This window comes from Neorhizobium sp. IRS_2294, assembly GCF_050500145.1.
Lineage (GTDB): Bacteria > Pseudomonadota > Alphaproteobacteria > Rhizobiales > Rhizobiaceae > Neorhizobium > Neorhizobium soli.
Map to the genome: position 1 here is coordinate 1,961,454 of NZ_CP191439.1, position 17,417 is coordinate 1,978,870.

Here is a 17,417-nt window from a genome sequence, read left to right on the forward strand (position 1 = left end):
GCGACTTCAGTCGCGAGCCAGGTCACCAATTGGTCAGTTTCACAACGTCGTCCGGCAAAGTCACAGTCGACAACTGGGGCTATGAGCTGCAGGGCACGAACGGCAATCCGCTCGATGCCGGTCTGCTGGCGTCCGCGACGCATGATTTTCTTGTCATCGATTCAACACGCGACGGCAGCAATGCGGAGCGGTTTACCGCCGACGAGATCACCCGGATGAAGGACGGCATGGGCGGTCGCTCGGTGGTCGCGTCCTATATCTCGATCGGCGAGGCCGCGGAGTTTCGCGACTACTGGAAGACGACATGGACATCGGGCGGCGAAGCCCGCGACAAGCTGACGTCGAATGCCCCCGACTGGCTCGGTCCCGTCAACGCCGACTGGCCGGAATCGCGCAAGGTTCGCTATTGGGACAAGGACTGGCAGGATCTGATCTTCAACGACAAGAAGACCGGTGACTTCGATGCCATCGTCAAGGCAGGCTTCGACGCCGCCTATCTCGACATCGTCGATGCCTATTATTTCTGGGGCGCCGAGGCCTCGGCCAAGGACAGGCAGCCGGGCGATCCGGCCAACACCAAGCAGGCTGCACAGCGCATGGTGGATTTCATCGTCGCGCTGACCGAGCATGCCCGCAAAACCAATCCCGACTTTTTCGTCATTCCGCAAAACGGCGCCTTCATCATGGAGGACCTCGGCTCCGACAGCGCCCGCAAAAAGGCCTATCTCGGCGCAATCGGCGGCATCGCAGTCGAGGACGTCTATTATGGCGGCGATGCGGATGAGAACAACAAGCTCAACCCGGACCGCGAGACGATCGACATCCTCAAAAAGGATTTCCTCGCGAACGGCAAACCGGTCTTCGCCGTCGATTATATCAACGGCACGGCGCGGATCGATGAGTTCAACAAGCTCGCTCTGAAAGACGGGTTCATCCCATACGCCGCACCAGATCGCGATCTCGACCGCCTGGCCGCCCCCCATGACGGCGACCCGGCCTTCATCCGCCCCACCGACAAGAACGATAGCCTGCGCGGCTCGCAGCTTGCCGATACGATCGACGGTCTTGCCGGCAACGACCGGATCGACGGACGCAACGGCAATGATCGCCTCGATGGCGGCAGAGGCAACGACACCCTGATCGGCGGATCCGGCAACGACAAGCTTTCCGGCGGCGCCGGAAACGACAAACTCTACGGCGGGGCCGGCAAGGACACACTCGCAGGAAGCAGCGGCGCCGATATCTTCGTGTTCGATACGAAGCTCGGAGCGTCGAATATCGACACGATCAGCGCTTTCAGTGCGAAGGACGACACCATCTGGCTGGACGACGATATCTTCGCCAAGGCCGGCAAGGTCGGAGATCTCCTGTCCAGCGCATTCCATACCGGCACCAAGGCGCATGATGCAAGCGACCGGATCATCTACGACAAGCTGACGGGTAAGCTGTTCTACGACGCCGACGGCACCGGCAAGACCGCCGCCGTGCAATTTGCCCAACTGGACAAGAACCTCGGCCTCACCGCCGCCGATTTCGACATCATCGGCTGAGGCACAAGCGCATTTCGGATCAGATCCAGATCTGCTTCACCACCACATAGAGCGAAAAGAGACCGTTGGCGCAGAGAAGGCAGAACACCGCGAAGGATCCGAGATCCTTCGCGTGCCGCCCGACAACCGAAATCTCCGGCGACACCCTATCGACAAGTTCCTCGATTGCCGTGTTGAGCGCTTCCACGCAAAACAGCACGAGCATCAGGATGATGAAGATGAAATAGTCTCCAAAGCCGGCTCCGGCGACCGCGAAGATGACGATCCCGATCAGGAAGGCATAGACTTCCTGGCGGAACGCCGCCTCGCGCCAGAGCCTGGCAAGGCCCTGCATCGAATACCGGAACGAGGCGATGATCCTGCGAAAGGTCGCCGCTTTTTCGATATGGCTGTCCAGCGGCGTCTTTTCCATCCAGCATCAGTCCTTGTTGCTGACGCCGGCCTGCTCGAAGGTCGCCATGCCGGTGTGACACGCAGCCGCCGCCTTGACGATACCGGCCGCAAGGGCCGCACCGGTTCCCTCGCCCAGCCGCATGCCGAGCGCCAGAAGCGGAGTCTTGCCGAGCTTCTCGATAGCCTTCAGATGCCCCGGCTCGCCGGAGACATGGCCGATCAGGCAATGGTCGATCGCCGACGGATTGGCCGCCTTCAAGATAGCGGCCGCAGCCGTCACCACATAGCCGTCGAGGAGAACCGGGATCTTCTCCATCCGCGCCGCGAGAATAGCACCGGCGATCGCTGCCAGCTCGCGTCCGCCGAGGCGACGCAGCACTTCCAGCGGGTCCGACAGATGCTCCTTGTGGAACTCCACCGCCTGCTTCACCACGGCCACCTTGCGGGCCAGAAGCTCGCCATGCGAACCGGTCCCGGGACCAACCCAGTCTTCCGCTTCGCCGCCGTAGAGCGCCAGGTTGATCGCCGCTGCAACCGTCGTGTTGCCGATCCCCATTTCGCCGATGCACAGAAGATCCGTGCCGCCGGCAATCGCCTCCATGCCGAAGGCCATGGTCGCTGCACAGTCGCGCTCGGAAAGGGCCGCTTCGGTGGCGATGTCGCCGGTCGGATAATCCAGCGCCAGATCGAAGATCTTGAGGCCTAGATCATGCGTGACGCAGATCTGGTTGATCGCCGCACCGCCAGCCGCAAAATTCTCGACCATCTGCTGCGTCACGGACGAGGGAAACGGCGTAATCCCGTGTCTGGTAACACCGTGATTGCCGGCAAAGATCGCCACCAGCGGCCGCGTGACGCTCGGCGCCCGCCCCGACCAGGCCGCCAGCCAATAGGCGATCTCCTCAAGACGTCCGAGCGAACCCGCCGGCTTTGTCAGTTGCGCGTCGCGTTCGCGGGCCGCCACCAATGCCCTTGCATCGGGACCGGGAAGGTTCTGCATCAGAGTGCGGAAATCGTCGAACGGCAGGCCGGTCATGCTCATGGAAAACTCTCTTCGGTCTTTTCGGGCGGTATCGTCTTCTGACGCTGGATCGGGTAGGGATTGATCATTCAGCAAATCATACTTTATGCGCCATCTCATAATCGGCTATCAGCGACGCGACAAGGTCAGGTCGAACGGGACAAGGTCAAAAAGGCTGCTGCCGAAAAACCCATCCTCAAAACAGCCCTCGCAAAGCCAGGAGAGAGAAACTGCTATACGCAAACCACTTCGTTGCAGATCTCGCCCGCTCGGTAGGGTTCCTCAGCCGCCTGCCAGTGCCGGATCGCTTTTTTGCCGGCTATGACGGCACGGTGTCACGTGCCGTGCGCGCATTTCCGGTCGCCGGCTTGCTGATCGCGTTTCTCCCCGCTCTCCTTCTTCTGGCCCTCTGCAGCATCCAGTCAACCGCTGGAGATACGCTCCTGCCGGTCCTGATCGCACTTGCACTGATCACCCTCTTGACCGGCGCGCTGCATGAAGATGGCTTTGCCGATGCCGCCGACGGTCTCGGCGGCGGACGCGATGCAGATCATGCGCTCCTCATCATGAAGGACAGCCGCATCGGCTCCTATGGCGTCGTCGCGCTGATCCTGTCCTTCGGCCTGCGTGCCGCGGCACTGGCCGGCATTGCGCGCCTTTCCCCCGAAGCGGCCGCTCTCGCGCTTCTCTCCAGCGCTGCCGTCAGCCGCGCGCTTCTGGTCGCCCACTGGCGCGCCCTGCCCCCTGCGCGAAGCAACGGTGTCGCAGCCGGTGCCGGAATGCCCGATGACAACGCCCGCAATCTCGCGCTCGTGATCGGCGCTGCCGCCGGCCTCGTCATGCTCATACCCGGTTTCGGCCTGCTGCATGCGCTGATCGCGCTTGGCCTGTCTGCCGCCGCCGCATGGGGTTTCACCCGCTACGTCTCGAAAAAACTTGGCGGACATACCGGCGATACGATCGGCGCCACACAACAACTCTGCGAGATCGCCCTGTTATCGGCCCTTGCTCTCGGCCTTTGAACCCACGATATGGACGCGATGATTTCGCCTTGCACACTGATATGTTCGATCGACCTGAAAACAGGCTTTTGCGTCGGCTGCGGCCGCACTGGCAACGAGATAGCCGGATGGACCGGTTTCACCGATGACGAGCGCATTCAGCTGATGGACCTGCTGCCGACACGGCTCGATACCGTCGAACCCGAAAAGCTCGGTGAGCTCAAGCGCAGAAGAACAGCAAACGCCACCGTCAGGAAGGAAACAACCACCGCATGAACGGCTTTACCGTTGTCCTCCTCATCCTCGGTGCCGGTCTGGCGCTGCTCGTCTACAACCACGACAGCGGCCGCACATTCGGCATGGCCAACGAGGATTTCGGCAGCCTCGTCTATCTGATCCCGATCGCCGCACTTTTATCCGCCGGCGTCCTGCAGGGCCGCCGCGGCAACCTCGGAACCGTTGCCCGCCAGCTTGCCATCTGGCTGGTCATCATCATGGCGCTGGTTGCGGGCTATCTCTACCGAAACGATTTCAGCAGCTTTGGCGCCCGCATGACGGCAGGCCTGCTGCCCGGCACCGCGGTCGTCACCACATCCAGCGACGGCAGCAGCGAAGTGGTCATCCACAAGACGCTCGGAGACCATTTCAAAGCCAATGTCGGCGTCGAGGGCAAGGTCCTGCCGATGCTTGTCGATACCGGCGCCAGCAGCATCGTGTTGACCTACGAGGACGCCAACCGGATCGGCCTCGATCCTTCGGCGCTGAGCTACTCGGTAACTGTCATGACAGCCAACGGCCGCGCCCAGGCAGCGCCGGTCCGCCTCAACGAAGTCTCGATCGGCCCGATCGTCAGACGCGACGTCCGCGCCATGGTGGCGGAAGAAGGCAGGCTCGACGAAAGCCTCCTCGGCATGACCTTCCTCTCCACACTCAGCTCGATGCAGATGCAGTCCGACGAGCTGAGGCTGAAGGATTAGCGGCTCCCGCTGCCAAAACTACTCGGCAGCGACCAAGGAGACCGCCGCAAGAGGCGCCAGCGCGCGGACCGGATCGGCCTTGCTGCGATAATGGCTCGGCGGATCGCCGATCACGCGTTTGAAGGCGCGGCTGAACGAGGCCTCGGCGTCATAACCCAGCCGCTCGGCGACCATCGCCACGCGCATCCCGTCCTTCAGCCATAGCCGGGCCTGGTGCATCCGCACCCGTGCCACATACCGCGCCGGCGTTTCTCCGACGACGCGTGCGAACCGTTCCGCAAAGCCGGAGCGGGAAATGCCCATCAGCCGCGCTAGCTCCACATTGTTCCAGTCGCGTTCCGGCTGCAGATGGATGGCCGCGAGCACCCGGCCGACATCGGGGCTCCGGACGGCTGCAATCCAACCGCGCGTCTCGCCGCAACCGTGTTCCACCCAGGTGCGGATCATCGTCGCCATCAGCACGTCAGCCAATCGTGCCAGAATGCCACCGGCACCGACTCGGTCCATATCCACTTCGCGCGTCATCGCCTCGAGGAGATGCGGAATGGCCGGGTCATCCTTGGCAAGATCGCTGGTCAGCATCGTCTCCGGCATCATCTGCAAAAGCGGATGCAGCCGGTCGACGTTGAAGCGCAGGGAGCCGCTGAACACCAGCGTGCCGCCACTCTCGGCCGTATTGCGGCACTTCAGATCGTAGATGCCGGTGCAGACTTCCTTGCGGCCGTAGTGTTCGAACGGCAGGGTGGGTGCATCGGCAGCGCTCGCCAGAACATGCGCCTCGCCCCGCGGGATCAGCACCGCATCGCCGGTTTTCAACTCCTGCCAGTTGCCGGTTTCGGTCTTGATGATCGCCCGGCCGCATTTGATGAAATGAAACCGCGCGGCATCCTGCGCCGGAAACGCCGTTCCCCACGGCTCGGCCAGACGGCAGCGGCCGTAGTCGACCCCATCAAGGCGAAGCCCCCGCAACATTTCGGTCAGCGGATCGGACGTAAGGTCAGATGTCAGTTTGGACGAATGATCAAGCATATCGGATTATCTAGCATGGAACATCCGGCGAGTGAAGCCTATCCAGGGCGCATCATTCAGTCAGGAGTCTATACCAATGGATATGAGCGTCCAACGAGCCACGTCGCCGCAGGCCGACGACACACCCGCACGCTGGGGAGCTGTCATATCGTTGACGCTTGGCGTCTTCGGCCTTGTTACCGCGGAATTCCTGCCCGTCAGCCTGCTGACGCCGCTGTCGGCAGATCTTGGCGTCGGCACCGGCGTTGCCGGCCAGTCGATCACCACGACCGCCGTCATTGCAGCCATCGCCGGCCCCGGCGTCATCATCGGCACCCGCAATATCGACCGGCGCTGGACGGTTCTCGCCCTGACCACGCTTCTGATCATTTCGAGCCTGCTGGCGGCGGTCGCAAACCACATCGTCATGCTGCTGGCCGCCCGTGTCCTGCTCGGCATCGGCCTTGGCGGGTTCTGGGCCATGTCGGCAGCACTTGCCATGCGCCTCGTGCCGCCGGCCCGCATGCCGCGCGCCATGGCCATCATCATGGCCGGCGTCTCGCTCGCCACCGTCTGCGCTGCTCCGCTCGGCGCCTGGCTGGGCTCCACGCTCGGCTGGCGCTCGGCATTCTACCTCTCCGCAGCCGTTGGCGTGGTCGCGCTGGCCGTGCAGGCCTTCACCTTGCCCGCCCTGCCGCCGACCGGCCATGCAGGTCTTGGAACGCTCGCGGCCCTGATGCGCCGTCCGGCCATCCGAACCGCACTGTTCACCATCCTCCTCTTCGTCGCAGGCCATTTCGCCGGCTTCACCTATATCCGCCCGTTCCTGGAGCGCGTGCCGAAGCTCGACGTCGAAACGATCTCGCTGATTCTGCTCGGCTACGGCATCGCAGGCTTCGTCGGCAACATCCTCGGCGGCATCGTCTCGGAACGCAGTGCACGTCTGTCGGTGACGATCTTCGGCAGCCTTGTCGCCGTATCGGCCTTGATACTGGCGATCGGCGGCGCATCGCTTGTCGTCTCAGCTGTCGCAATCGCCCTCTGGGGCCTCGCCTTCGGTGCATTCCCGGTCAGCATCCAGAGTTTCGTCGTCCGTCACGCCCCTGACGAGGCCGAAAGCGCCGGTGCGCTCGTCATCCCCGCCTTCCAGATCGCGATCTCCAGCGGTGCGGTCCTCGGCGGCATCCTGATCGAAACACAGGGACCGATCGCGGTGATCTCCTTCCTCGGTCTCGCCGCCCTAGCCGGCACCTCGGTCATGGCCGCCCGCGGCGAACGTCGCCGGTTGTCACTGGGCTAGACAGGCCCGAACCACCGCGCAAAAAAACGCCCGCAACAGCAATGTTGCGGGCGTTTCTGTGAGGGTCTCTTGAGTGGAGGCTGCCAGGTGCGGACCGGCTGAGCCGGTTAGTTCCGCAACCGATACCCGGTCTTGAACATCCAGCCCAACACCGACAGGCAGATCACCAGGAACAGCGCGATCATGCCGACCGAGATCATCGGATTGACGTCGGCGATCTCATAAAAGCTCCAGCGGAAACCGCTGACCAGATACAGCACCGGATTGAGGTGGCTGACCGCCTGCCAGAAGGGCGGCAGCATGTCGATCGAGTAGAAGCTGCCACCGAGAAACGTCAGCGGCGGCACGACCAGCATCGGCACGACGTTCAACTGCTCGAAATTCTTCGCCCAGATGCCGATGATGAAACCAAACAGGCTGAAGGTCACAGCCGTCAGCACCAGGAAGAGGATCATCATGAATGGATGGGCGATGCGAATTTCCACGAAGAAGGACGCGGTCGCGAGAATAATCAGGCCGATGATCAGCCCTTTGCTCGCCGCTGCCCCCACATAGCCGAGCAGCACCTCCGTCATCGCGACCGGCGCCGACAGGATCTCGTAGATCGTGCCCGTGAACTTCGGGAAGTAGATGCCGATCGAGCCGTTGGAAACGCATTGCGTCAGCAATGTCAGCATGATCAGGCCCGGCGTGATGAACGACCCGTAGGACACGCCCTCGATGGTCTGGATACGCGAGCCGATCGCAGTGCCGAACACGATGAAATAGAGCGACGTGGTGATGACCGGCGACAGCACGCTTTGCAGCAGCGTGCGGCGCATGCGGGCCATCTCGAAGAAATAGATCGATTTGACGGCTTCGAAATTCATGCCTGTTCTCCCGCTTTTTCAGCCACCAGCGCCACAAAAATATCCTCCAGCGAACTTTGCCGCGTGGAGAGATCGCGGAAATGAATGTTTTCCCGCGCAAGCGTCGCCAGAAGCGAGGCGATACTGTCCTGCGCTTCCTCGCCCTGGTAGTCGTGGATCAGCGTCGTGCGATCGTCGGACAGCGTCAGATTGTAGGATTCTAGGCTTTCCGGCAGCGCGGAAAGTGGTGCTGCAAGCTCCAGCCGCAACTGCTTGCGACCGAGCTTCGTCATCAGCTTTGCCTTTTCCTCCAGGAGCAGAAGGCTGCCGCCATCGATGACGCCGACGCGGTCGGCGATCTCCTCGGCTTCCTCGATATAGTGGGTGGTGAGAATGATCGTGACGCCGCTTTCGCGGAGCTTTTCCACCACCAGCCACATGTCACGGCGCAGGTTGACGTCGACGCCCGCGGTCGGCTCGTCGAGGAACAGCACTTTCGGCTCATGCGACAGCGCCTTGGCAATCAGCACGCGACGCTTCATGCCGCCGGAAAGCTCGCGCAGCATGCTGTCCTTTTTCGTCCAGAGCGAGAGGTCCTTCAGGATCCGCTCGATCAGCGCCGGATCCGGCTTGCACCCGTAAACGCCGCGCGAAAAGCAGACGGTGTTCCAGACGGTTTCGAACTGGTCCGTGGTGAGTTCCTGCGGCACCAGTCCGATCAGCGAACGGGTCTTGCGAAAGTCCTTCACGACGTCGTAGCCCCCGACTTTGACAGTTCCGGAACTCGGGTTGACGATCCCGCAGATGATCGAGATCAGCGTCGTCTTGCCGGCGCCGTTGGGGCCGAGAAGCGCTAGGATTTCGCCCTCCTCGATATCGAGATCAACGCCCTTCAGCGCCTGAAAACCATTACCGTAGGTCTTGGTCAGCTGGCGGATGGAAACGATAGAAGTCATTGTTACTCGCTGGGAGACTTGAATGGGGAAAGTATTTTCTGGATTGCCACGAATATAGGTTCAACGCATCGCGCAACCATCCCCCGGCGGTCGAATATTGCGTTCGGATTTCGCGACCAATGGTGTCAGGCAAACACGCTTAAGAAGAACTGGATCGATATTCCCACCAGAAACAGCGCAAAACCGAATTCCAGCTGCCGCTTCGACAGCGCGTGCGCCAGTCTCGCCCCATAGGGTGCCATCAGAAGCGTCACCGGGATCAGCAGAGCCACCGCCATCCAGTTGATATAGCCGGTGGAAAACGGGGGCAGACCGGGCTCACCCCATCCGCCCCAGACATAGCCGATCAGGCCCGGCAGCGAAATCAGCACGCCGACGCCGGACGATGTCGCGACGGCCTGATGGATGGAGCGGCCATAGAGGGTCATGAAGGTGTTGTTCATCACACCGCCGCCAATGCCCATCAGGCCTGAGAGAATACCGATCCCCGTGCCAACCAGGAATTTGACCGGGTTCTTGGGCAGATCGTCGCCCAGCTGCCAGCTTGCCCGGTTGAATATCATGCGCAGCGCCAGAAGCAGCGAGATGACGGCAAAGATGATCCTGAGCTCGGTGCTGGACGACCATGCCGCGACGACGGCGGCGATCATCGTGCCGAGCGGCACGGCAATGATCCAGCCCTTCAGGAGATCGATGTCGACAGCATCGGCGTTTTTCTTTCGATGCGCCATGAAGGAGCGGATCGACGTCGGCACGATGATCGCAAGAGAGGTGCCGAGCGCCAGATGCATACGCACCGCGTCGGAAATGCCCAGCAGGCCGAACACGTGAAAGAAGATCGGCACCAGGATCGCGCCGCCACCGATCCCGAACAGCCCGGCAAGAAGTCCCGCCAGCACGCCCGCTGCCAGAAGTGCTGCGATGAAAGGCAAAAGGTCGGCCAGCGGCGGCATGAGAGGCTGCATCGTTCGTCTCCGAAGGCAGCGCTCAAAAATTGGATTCTGCATGCCGCTGTCATTTTCCCGTGACGTTCTGACAGCATGATTGCGCAGAGGCAAGCAATGGGCGCCCGGTTCCAGGTTTCTGGAGTGCCGCAACACCAAACCGGTCGGCCGTTATCACCAGATCCTTTTCAGCATTTTCTTTCGCTTGCCGCATCACCCCGCCTCAGCCAAAGGCGGGTCTCCTACCGGGAGACAGGCTTCCCCCCGCGAGCCGTCTCCACTTTCGCCGGCCTCCAGGTGAAAACCCAGAGCCGGCTTTTTCTTGTGCTGCGTGAGCTTGGGCAACCGTAGCGTGGACGTCAGCTACAGTAGCGCCGACCGCCCTTGCGCGGGCGCAGGTCGAAGTGGAAGTGGTTCCAGTGCTCGGCATTGCTACCGGGTCCGAGCACCGTGTTGAAATACTTGCAGCTGTCGGTCCGCACGGATTTGAGCAGCGCGCCCTCGCGGAAGGAAAACAGCCCCTTCTTGCGCACGTTGATATCGTGACCGTTCTTCAGCACGATGGCACCGATATCGATCGCATTGCCCTTGGCATGTTCCGACATCGGGTTGTAGCGCTGCCGCGAATTGTTCATGCGGCGGCAGGAATAGCCACCCATCGGCTGGATCTTCTGGATGCCCGAGAGGTAGCGCAGACGTGCCGATGGTGCGAGTTCGCTCTTCACCCACTTGGCGAAGGCAAGCGTCACCTGACAGTTCAGCGTCACCGCCGGCTTGACATCGATGCCGCCGGAAAGACCGGAAAGCTTCACGGGGTAGTCGACGCCGCAGCTCGGACCGTTGGAGATGCGCGGCTGATCCCGGAACTCGACGCCCATCCGGCGCAGTTCCGCCCGGCAGCTCACTTCCGATTGCGGCATGACGTTGCGCAGAAACGGCTTGTCCGGCTCGCTCATCGGACCCGACTGGATCGTTGGATTGTTCGGACGCAGCATCGCCACCTGCTGGCTGCGAACCGGCGCACGGCTCGGCGGCGTCACGGGCGAACGGTCGCCCCAGACCTGGCTACCGCCGGCCAATCCGTCATTCATCATTTCATCGCGCGCGCCCGCGCCGGAACGCTTCGGCGGCACAATGACACGATCATCTTCGACGTTGGAAATCGGCTGGCGTCTCGCACTCAGTGCACGCGGATTGTCCGTGCCGATGCCATCGACCACCGGCTGGTCGCCGACGCCTTCGGCGATATCGCTGTCCTGCTCTTCCGCAAGGCCCGTCACACCGCTCTCGTCCGGATCGAAGCCGAGCTCGCTATCCATGTTAACGCCCTCTTCAGGCGAGGCGGTGGGCATTCCGCCCTGCCCGAGCGGCGAGGAGGATACGGGTGGCGCCAGCGAGGCTGACTGCATCGGTTGCGGCGCGCGCAGATAATGTCCCCCGTCACCGGGAGGGCTGTTCGAGGCGACCGGAGCATTCATCATGCCAACCGAAGCGGCTGGCGAAGGACCAGCCTGATAACCGGCGTTTGTCTGGTAGGGCGACTGGGCGATCGTGTCGGGCGGCAGCGGCGCGACAGGCTGGATCGCGCCGACGCGCGTCCCGCTATCGATCGACGCAGGCGGAACAAGGTCGCTGGAAGAACAGGCGGCAAGCATGGTGGAGACCATCAGCAGCGCCAAAGCTTTGCGCATAAAAGTCTTCGGGGCCATCCGTTGGGCCTGCTTCTCGAGAAGCGCATACGCCATACCAGTTGCCACCCTCTGGTGCCGAAATCACACAAGCGCAAATTGTAGGAAGATTCGGTAAACGAAGCCTTGCCCAATCGAGGCCGTTTCATGGTCATTTCATGCAGGCAGCGCGAGCTGCCACACACTACAACTGCACCTTTGTGAAGACCATCAAATGTCCGCCGCGCGTAAAAACGCCCGCCCGCAAGCTGCGGACGGGCGCATCGACGTCAGTCACTCAGGCCGCGCGAACCCGGTCCGGTTGACGAGTGTCCTTTACGGCCTCGCCATTCAGTCGGAAGGTCGAAAGCAGATGCTGCAGATGATGGCTCTGTTCGGCCAGGGTCTGGCTGGCAGCCGTCGTCTCCTCGACCATGGCGGCATTCTGCTGGGTCATCTGGTCCATGTGGTTGACAGACGCGTTGATCTCCCGAAGCCCACCCGACTGTTCGTGCGCGGTCGTTGCGATCGTCTCGACATGGGCGTTGACCTTTTCGACCAGCACGGCAATCTCCACTAGCGCATCACCGGTTGACCGCACCAGCGCGACGCCGGTCTCGACTTCGTGCACCGAGGTGCTGATCAGCGTCTTGATCTCCTTGGCGGCGTTGGCCGAGCGCTGCGCCAGTTCGCGCACTTCCTGCGCAACGACTGCAAAGCCGCGACCCGCCTCACCTGCCCGTGCCGCCTCGACGCCGGCATTGAGCGCCAGAAGATTGGTCTGGAAGGCGATCTCGTCGATGACCCCGATGATCTGGCTGATGCGGCTGGACGACGCCTCGATACGGCCCATAGCATCCACCGCGCTGCGGACGATCTCTCCGGAACGGCCGGCACTTGCCTTGGTCTCGGCGACCATGACGCGTGCCTCGCGAGCCCGCTCTGCCGCAGTTCCGACTGTCGCGGTGATCTCGTCGAGTGCGGCGGCCGTCTCTTCCAGTGCCGCAGCCTGCTGCTCGGTCCGCTTGGCAAGGTTGCCGGTAGCGCCGGAAATGTCGGAAGCGCTGTCGCGCACCACATGGCCGGTTTCCGAAATTGCAGCGATGGCATTGTGAAGCGCTTCGACCGCCGCATTAAAATCGCGCCGCAGCTTCGCATAATCAGCGCCAATATCACCGAGCGAAACGGAGAGGTTGCCGGCGGCAAGTGCCTCCAGCGCCCATCCCAGCTCGCCGATCGCCCGCGCCTGTCTCTCGGCCGCAGCACCGCTGCTGCGCTCGCTTTCGGAACGCTCCGTCGCCATGGCACGCTGGTGAACGGCCTCGCGTGCCCGAAGTGCCGCACTTTCTTCGACGCTGTTGCGCAGCACTTCGACGGCACGTGCCATCTCGCCCACCTCGTTCGGATAAGCCGTGCACGGAACCGCCATGTCGGTCTCGCCGGCCGCAATCGCGGTCAGCACGCCCTTTACCTGACGGATCGGTCGGGTCACGCTTCTGACCACAAACCAGGCGCCGGCAAGCAGCAGAACCGCACCACCCGCAAACATGGCGGCAAACTTCATCGCGTCCTGGCGGAACATCGCCTGAAGGTCGTCCGTATAAACACCGGTACCGACGATCCAGCCCCAGGGCGAAAAGCCGATGACATGCGAGTATTTCTCGACCGGTTCGGCGGCACCGGGCTTTGGCCAGTAATAGTCGACAAAGCCCTGACCGCCTGCCTTCACCACATTGGTGAATTCCACAAACAGGAATTTCCCGTTGGGGTCCTTGTTCTGGGTCAGGTCCGATCCGTTCAGTTCCGGCTTGATCGGATGCATCACCATGGTCGGGTGCATGTCGTTGATCCAGAAATACCCCGATCCGCCGCCATAGCGCATGGCGCTGATGATCGCCTTGGCGGCTGCCTGCGCCTCGTCACGGCTCATCGTACCGGCAGCTTCGAAACCCTGGTACTTCTTCAGGATGGCAACAGCGTTGTCGTTCATCTGGGCAAGACCCGCCTTGCGCTCCTGCTCCGACGAACGATAGCTTTGAAACAGGCTGAACACCATCGCGCCACCGAGAATGACGAGCGACAGGACGACAAGGCTGTAGAGACGCCAAGAAATAGCGATACGCTGCATAGTTTCCCCCTCCAGTAAAACTGCGCGGAGCTTAGGTGAAGAGGGTTAGCAGGTCGTAAAGCATGTAAGCGGCGGAAACACTTACTCGGATTGGGTGCGCACGCACCAAAGCGGCATGTATCCAAGCCATGTTGCTGGAGCATTGCTCCAATCCAAAACAAGGGTGGGCCGGACCCGTCTTTCGCTCTAGTCTGGTCTCAACAGATACGAGACTCAGCAAGGACGTGACGAATGACCGAACAGCCGCAACCTGCCTCTCCGACCGGCGAACTGACACTGCGCACACTTGCGATGCCGGCCGACGCCAATCCAGCCGGTGATATCTTCGGCGGCTGGGTGATGGCCCAGATGGACCTTGCCAGCGGCATCCGCGCCACCGAGCGGGCGCATGGCCGCACGGTGACCGCAGCCGTGAAGGAAATGGCATTCCAGCTCCCCGTCAAGATCGGCGACACGTTGAACGTCTATACCGAGATCACCCGCGTCGGCACGAGTTCGATCACGCTGAATGTCGAAGCCTGGGCCCAGCGCGCGCGCTACCGGATGCTGGAAAAGGTAACGGCCGGGACCTTCGTCATGGTGGCGCTGGGAGACGACGGCAAGCCAAGACCCGTTCCCGCAGAATAGTGGCCAGGTCGGACCGGCCCTAGTCGATCCCTGCAGATAGCCGGTCTATCGCTGTAGATAGCCAGTTACCCCTGAAGATAGATGGAGGACCTGTCGAAGGACAGCCCGGGAAAGACGCGCGACGTCAGCTTGTCCGGTGCAATGCCGAACTGCTTGTGCAGCATGGCCGCGGCGATCTCGCGCACATCGCCGGTCGGCATCAGATCCTGGCCATCCAGAAGCCTGTCCTCGGCAAGACCGGGCCACGTCCCCATCACCTTCCCACCCGACACAGCACCGCCGGCGAGAACGGCAACGCCGCCGGTGCCGTGATCGGTTCCGCCGGTGCCGTTCTCGCGCACGGAACGTCCGAATTCCGTGACTGCCAGCACCACCGTGCGGGCCCAGGCGTCAGCACCCAATGCGTCCTTGAGCGCGACGATGGCAGCGGCAAGCTCGCCAGCCATCGATCCGAACTGGCTAGCCTGCTCCACATGCGTATCCCAGCCGTTGATCGAAAAGCTGGCAATCCGGTAGTCTTCCCGCAGCATGCCACCGGCAAGCCGCGCCATGTCGACGACGCTGCGGCTCCGCTTCTGACGGTACCCGTCAGCCGAAAACCCCGTCCGCTTGACCTCCTCCATCGCCGCGGCAAACGGCGCGTCGGCTGCGTAGAGCCGCTCGAGAAAGCCGATCTCGTCCTGCGCCATCTCCACGTCGCCAGTTCCCGGACGGTTGTCGGCCTTGTTCGGCCCGCTCAGGATCAGTTCCATCGACGTATGGATGTCGAGCGCCTTGCGGCCGTCGGTGCGCGGAATGACCGCCAGCGTCCGGTTGAGCCAGCCACTCTTCTGCGATGCGTCGGTACCACCGTTTTCCAGCATGGTCTGGCCGTCGAAATGACTGCGCCCGTTGCGGTAGGGCGTCGCGACCGCGTGCACGAAGGACAGCGCATTCTCCTGCCAGAGCGGCATCAATGCCGACGCCGCCGGGTTGAGACCGAAAAATCCGTCGAGATCAACAAGTCCGGTCCCGGGCGTCAGACCGAGCGTCGGTCGCAATCCGGCGAAAGCCGCATCGCCATAGGGCTGCACCAGATCCAGGCCGTCCATCCCTCCGCGCAATATGATCGTCACGAACCGGCTTTCGCCAGGAGCAGCCGCAACGCTGAACGATGTCAGCACGGGTGCGGCAGCGGCACAGCAGGCGCCGGCCAGAAAGCCGCGGCGGGAGAGCGAAAAGCCTCGCTTGATCGTCATCGCTATCTCCTGTTGAACTCGGGCGACGCCAGAACCATCGCAATGGCGTGGTTGGTGTTGGGTGCCTGAGCAATCACGTCCCTGGTATTCTGGCCCGCCGCGTCCCCGAGCGCCGCATCGAGAAACGTGCCGGGATCACGCCTCTGGCCGAAACGGCCGGCCATCAGCCGCGCCCAGGCGATCCGCTCGCTCAGCTGGCCCGGCGACAGCCAGACACTCGCCAGGTCGGCATAGCCGGCCGGGCTCGGTGGCTGCCAAATCGGCTGGTCCATCCGCTGGAGCGCGGCAAGCGTCAGGTCGTTGGCGCGCGCGGCACGCTGCTTGGCATCCGCGCGGGCAGCCGTGCTGCTGGCCATCTTCAGCGCCTTTCGCATCGGTCCGTCGTCTTCCTGCTCATCGTCGTCCATCTCGTCCAGCAACCGGGAGAGGTCCTTATCGGAAATGTCGACGGCTCGGAATCCGGACACGACGAATTCGAACGGACGCTTGATCTTCTGTCCAGGATCGCTCCAGGCACGGGGATGATCCAGCATGGCACGATAGACGGCCTTCAGATCGCCCTCGGTTTCAGCCCAGGCTGCCGTCATCGCGGCAACCACATCCGCCGGGGGTTCGTCGGCAACGAAGTGGATCACCAGTTTTCGGCAGACATGTTCCGCCGTCATCGGGTTCAGCGCCAGATCCTCAAGCATCCGTAGATGGTCCTGGCTCCCCGCCTCGTCGTCCTCATAAACCTCTCCGAGCAAGCTGATCGAGCCGCCTTCGGAAATGCGTGGCCGGTAGACGACTTCGAGAGCGCGGCGATCGACCGACAGTCCCGTCAGGATCAGCGCGGCGGCCCGGACATCCTCCTGGGTATACCCGCTCCCAGCTCCCAGCGTGTGCAGTTCCAGCAGTTCGCGGCCAAGGCTTTCGTTCACGGCACGCCCGCCCGGCCGCCCCGCGGGGGCGTCCATGCCGGCACCATCACTCTGGTCGAGATAGATCAGCATCGCGGGATGCAGCATGGCGGCTTTCAGCAGGTTCGCGAACGACCCGGCCAGATTGGGACGGATCGCCTCCGCCTCGTACAAAGGCACGACCATCCGCATCGGCAGCGACTTGAGCGCGCTGGTGGAAAAATGGTCCGTCCAGAACGATGCCAACCGTTCGTGAAACCCGAAGGGCGACAGGATCGCCTGCGCCAGCCGCGCCATCGCATCCTGCCGATAGATCTGCAGCGCTTCCTTCTGGGTTTCCTTGCGAATGCTTTCGTTCGGCTTGCCGTCCTTCGCCGCCTTCGCTTCGGCCGCCCGCAACGACATCACCCGAGAGGCCGTCTCGCGGCGGCCACCCGCTCCCTCGCGGGGAAACCGCAGTTTCCGCTTGGCAGCCTGATCAAGCTGGGCCAGCAGAGCCTCGGCATCGCGCGGCGGCTCTTCTCCGGGACGCAATCCGTACCCGTAGCGAATCGCTGCCAATGTCGGTCTCGAAATCGCCATCCGGCCACTCCTGTTTCAGTCCCCCAGAGTCGGAGACGAATGTGTCCGAAACGAAAGACAATTACGGCCATTTCGCGACCCGGACGATTTGCCGCCAGCCAACCGCCGTCTGGGACCGAAGAACCTCGGAAGTGGCCCCTCTAAACGATTTCAACATGCCTCGGCAAGAATGCCATCAGCTGCGATATCGCCAACGACGGCTCGCCTGTCCAGCCACGGTCGATACAACATTCTGTCATCCGGTTACTTTACGGCGTGGGGATGTGAGAGACGCAGCC

General features: G+C 62.5%; 16 protein-coding genes. 6 read left to right on the top strand and 10 right to left on the bottom strand.

Going from position 1 to position 17,417, the window contains the following annotated elements:
* Window positions 1-29: 29 nt before the first annotated feature.
* Window positions 30-1,550, top strand: a complete 1,521-nt coding sequence (locus ACQY1K_RS09510; protein ID WP_430257184.1) for an endo alpha-1,4 polygalactosaminidase — start codon at window positions 30-32, stop codon at window positions 1,548-1,550.
* A gap of 19 nt (window positions 1,551-1,569) precedes the next feature.
* Here the strand turns inward: ACQY1K_RS09510 and ACQY1K_RS09515 are convergent, their stop codons facing one another.
* Window positions 1,570-1,962 carry a diacylglycerol kinase gene (locus ACQY1K_RS09515; protein WP_430257185.1) on the bottom strand — a complete coding sequence of 131 codons (393 nt, stop codon included), beginning with the start codon at window positions 1,960-1,962 and terminating at the stop codon, window positions 1,570-1,572.
* Window positions 1,963-1,968: 6 nt separating this feature from the next.
* Window positions 1,969-2,985: a nicotinate-nucleotide--dimethylbenzimidazole phosphoribosyltransferase gene (cobT, locus tag ACQY1K_RS09520; protein WP_062456473.1), complete on the bottom strand. Its 1,017-nt coding sequence runs from the start codon at window positions 2,983-2,985 to the stop codon at window positions 1,969-1,971.
* Between the two features lie 209 nt (window positions 2,986-3,194).
* Here cobT and cobS point away from each other — a divergent pair, with 209 nt between their 5' ends.
* From cobS to ACQY1K_RS09535, 3 genes are read left to right on the top strand one after another with little or no spacing between them, the layout of a single operon-like run.
* A complete protein-coding gene (cobS, locus tag ACQY1K_RS09525) occupies window positions 3,195-3,986 on the top strand; it encodes an adenosylcobinamide-GDP ribazoletransferase (RefSeq protein WP_430258962.1) in 792 nt (263 codons plus the stop codon).
* Window positions 3,987-3,995: 9 nt separating this feature from the next.
* Complete coding sequence (locus tag ACQY1K_RS09530; RefSeq protein ID WP_430257186.1) at window positions 3,996-4,241, top strand: DUF1289 domain-containing protein; 246 nt, start codon at window positions 3,996-3,998, stop codon at window positions 4,239-4,241.
* On the top strand, window positions 4,238-4,942 hold the full coding sequence (locus tag ACQY1K_RS09535; RefSeq protein ID WP_430257187.1) for a TIGR02281 family clan AA aspartic protease: 705 nt from the start codon (window positions 4,238-4,240) through the stop codon (window positions 4,940-4,942). Before ACQY1K_RS09530 ends, ACQY1K_RS09535 begins: the two co-directional genes overlap by 4 nt.
* 18 nt (window positions 4,943-4,960) lie before the next feature.
* Here ACQY1K_RS09535 and ACQY1K_RS09540 read toward each other — a convergent pair whose 3' ends face one another.
* Window positions 4,961-5,971 (bottom strand): AraC family transcriptional regulator, encoded by a 1,011-nt coding sequence (locus ACQY1K_RS09540; protein WP_430257188.1) that lies wholly within the window; start codon window positions 5,969-5,971, stop codon window positions 4,961-4,963.
* Between the two features lie 76 nt (window positions 5,972-6,047).
* Between ACQY1K_RS09540 and ACQY1K_RS09545 the strand changes: the two genes are divergently transcribed.
* The gene (locus ACQY1K_RS09545) at window positions 6,048-7,250 is read left to right on the top strand and encodes an MFS transporter (protein WP_092660756.1); all 1,203 of its coding nucleotides are present in this window, start codon (window positions 6,048-6,050) and stop codon (window positions 7,248-7,250) included.
* A gap of 107 nt (window positions 7,251-7,357) precedes the next feature.
* Here the strand turns inward: ACQY1K_RS09545 and ACQY1K_RS09550 are convergent, their stop codons facing one another.
* The 5 genes from ACQY1K_RS09550 to ACQY1K_RS09570 form a co-directional block, all read right to left on the bottom strand.
* Window positions 7,358-8,119 carry an ABC transporter permease gene (locus tag ACQY1K_RS09550; RefSeq protein WP_092660754.1) on the bottom strand — a complete coding sequence of 254 codons (762 nt, stop codon included), beginning with the start codon at window positions 8,117-8,119 and terminating at the stop codon, window positions 7,358-7,360.
* Window positions 8,116-9,054: an ABC transporter ATP-binding protein gene (locus tag ACQY1K_RS09555; RefSeq protein ID WP_192076982.1), complete on the bottom strand. Its 939-nt coding sequence runs from the start codon at window positions 9,052-9,054 to the stop codon at window positions 8,116-8,118. Before ACQY1K_RS09555 ends, ACQY1K_RS09550 begins: the two co-directional genes overlap by 4 nt.
* Before the next feature lie 125 nt (window positions 9,055-9,179).
* The gene (locus tag ACQY1K_RS09560) at window positions 9,180-10,007 is read right to left on the bottom strand and encodes a sulfite exporter TauE/SafE family protein (protein ID WP_113110845.1); all 828 of its coding nucleotides are present in this window, start codon (window positions 10,005-10,007) and stop codon (window positions 9,180-9,182) included.
* 350 nt (window positions 10,008-10,357) lie between these two features.
* Window positions 10,358-11,707, bottom strand: coding sequence for an extensin family protein (locus ACQY1K_RS09565; RefSeq protein ID WP_092660750.1), 1,350 nt, complete (start codon window positions 11,705-11,707; stop codon window positions 10,358-10,360).
* Between the two features lie 256 nt (window positions 11,708-11,963).
* Window positions 11,964-13,793 carry a methyl-accepting chemotaxis protein gene (locus tag ACQY1K_RS09570; RefSeq protein ID WP_430257190.1) on the bottom strand — a complete coding sequence of 610 codons (1,830 nt, stop codon included), beginning with the start codon at window positions 13,791-13,793 and terminating at the stop codon, window positions 11,964-11,966.
* A gap of 231 nt (window positions 13,794-14,024) precedes the next feature.
* On the opposite strand from ACQY1K_RS09570, the gene ACQY1K_RS09575 reads away from it, so the two are divergent.
* Window positions 14,025-14,420, top strand: a complete 396-nt coding sequence (locus ACQY1K_RS09575; protein WP_062456448.1) for an acyl-CoA thioesterase — start codon at window positions 14,025-14,027, stop codon at window positions 14,418-14,420.
* 65 nt (window positions 14,421-14,485) lie between these two features.
* Here ACQY1K_RS09575 and ACQY1K_RS09580 read toward each other — a convergent pair whose 3' ends face one another.
* Both ACQY1K_RS09580 and ACQY1K_RS09585 read right to left on the bottom strand, forming a co-directional pair.
* Window positions 14,486-15,658, bottom strand: a complete 1,173-nt coding sequence (locus ACQY1K_RS09580) for a DUF1501 domain-containing protein (protein ID WP_430257191.1) — start codon at window positions 15,656-15,658, stop codon at window positions 14,486-14,488.
* Window positions 15,659-15,660: 2 nt separating this feature from the next.
* Window positions 15,661-17,139 carry a DUF1800 domain-containing protein gene (locus ACQY1K_RS09585; protein ID WP_430257193.1) on the bottom strand — a complete coding sequence of 493 codons (1,479 nt, stop codon included), beginning with the start codon at window positions 17,137-17,139 and terminating at the stop codon, window positions 15,661-15,663.
* Between the last annotated feature and the right edge of the window lie 278 nt (window positions 17,140-17,417).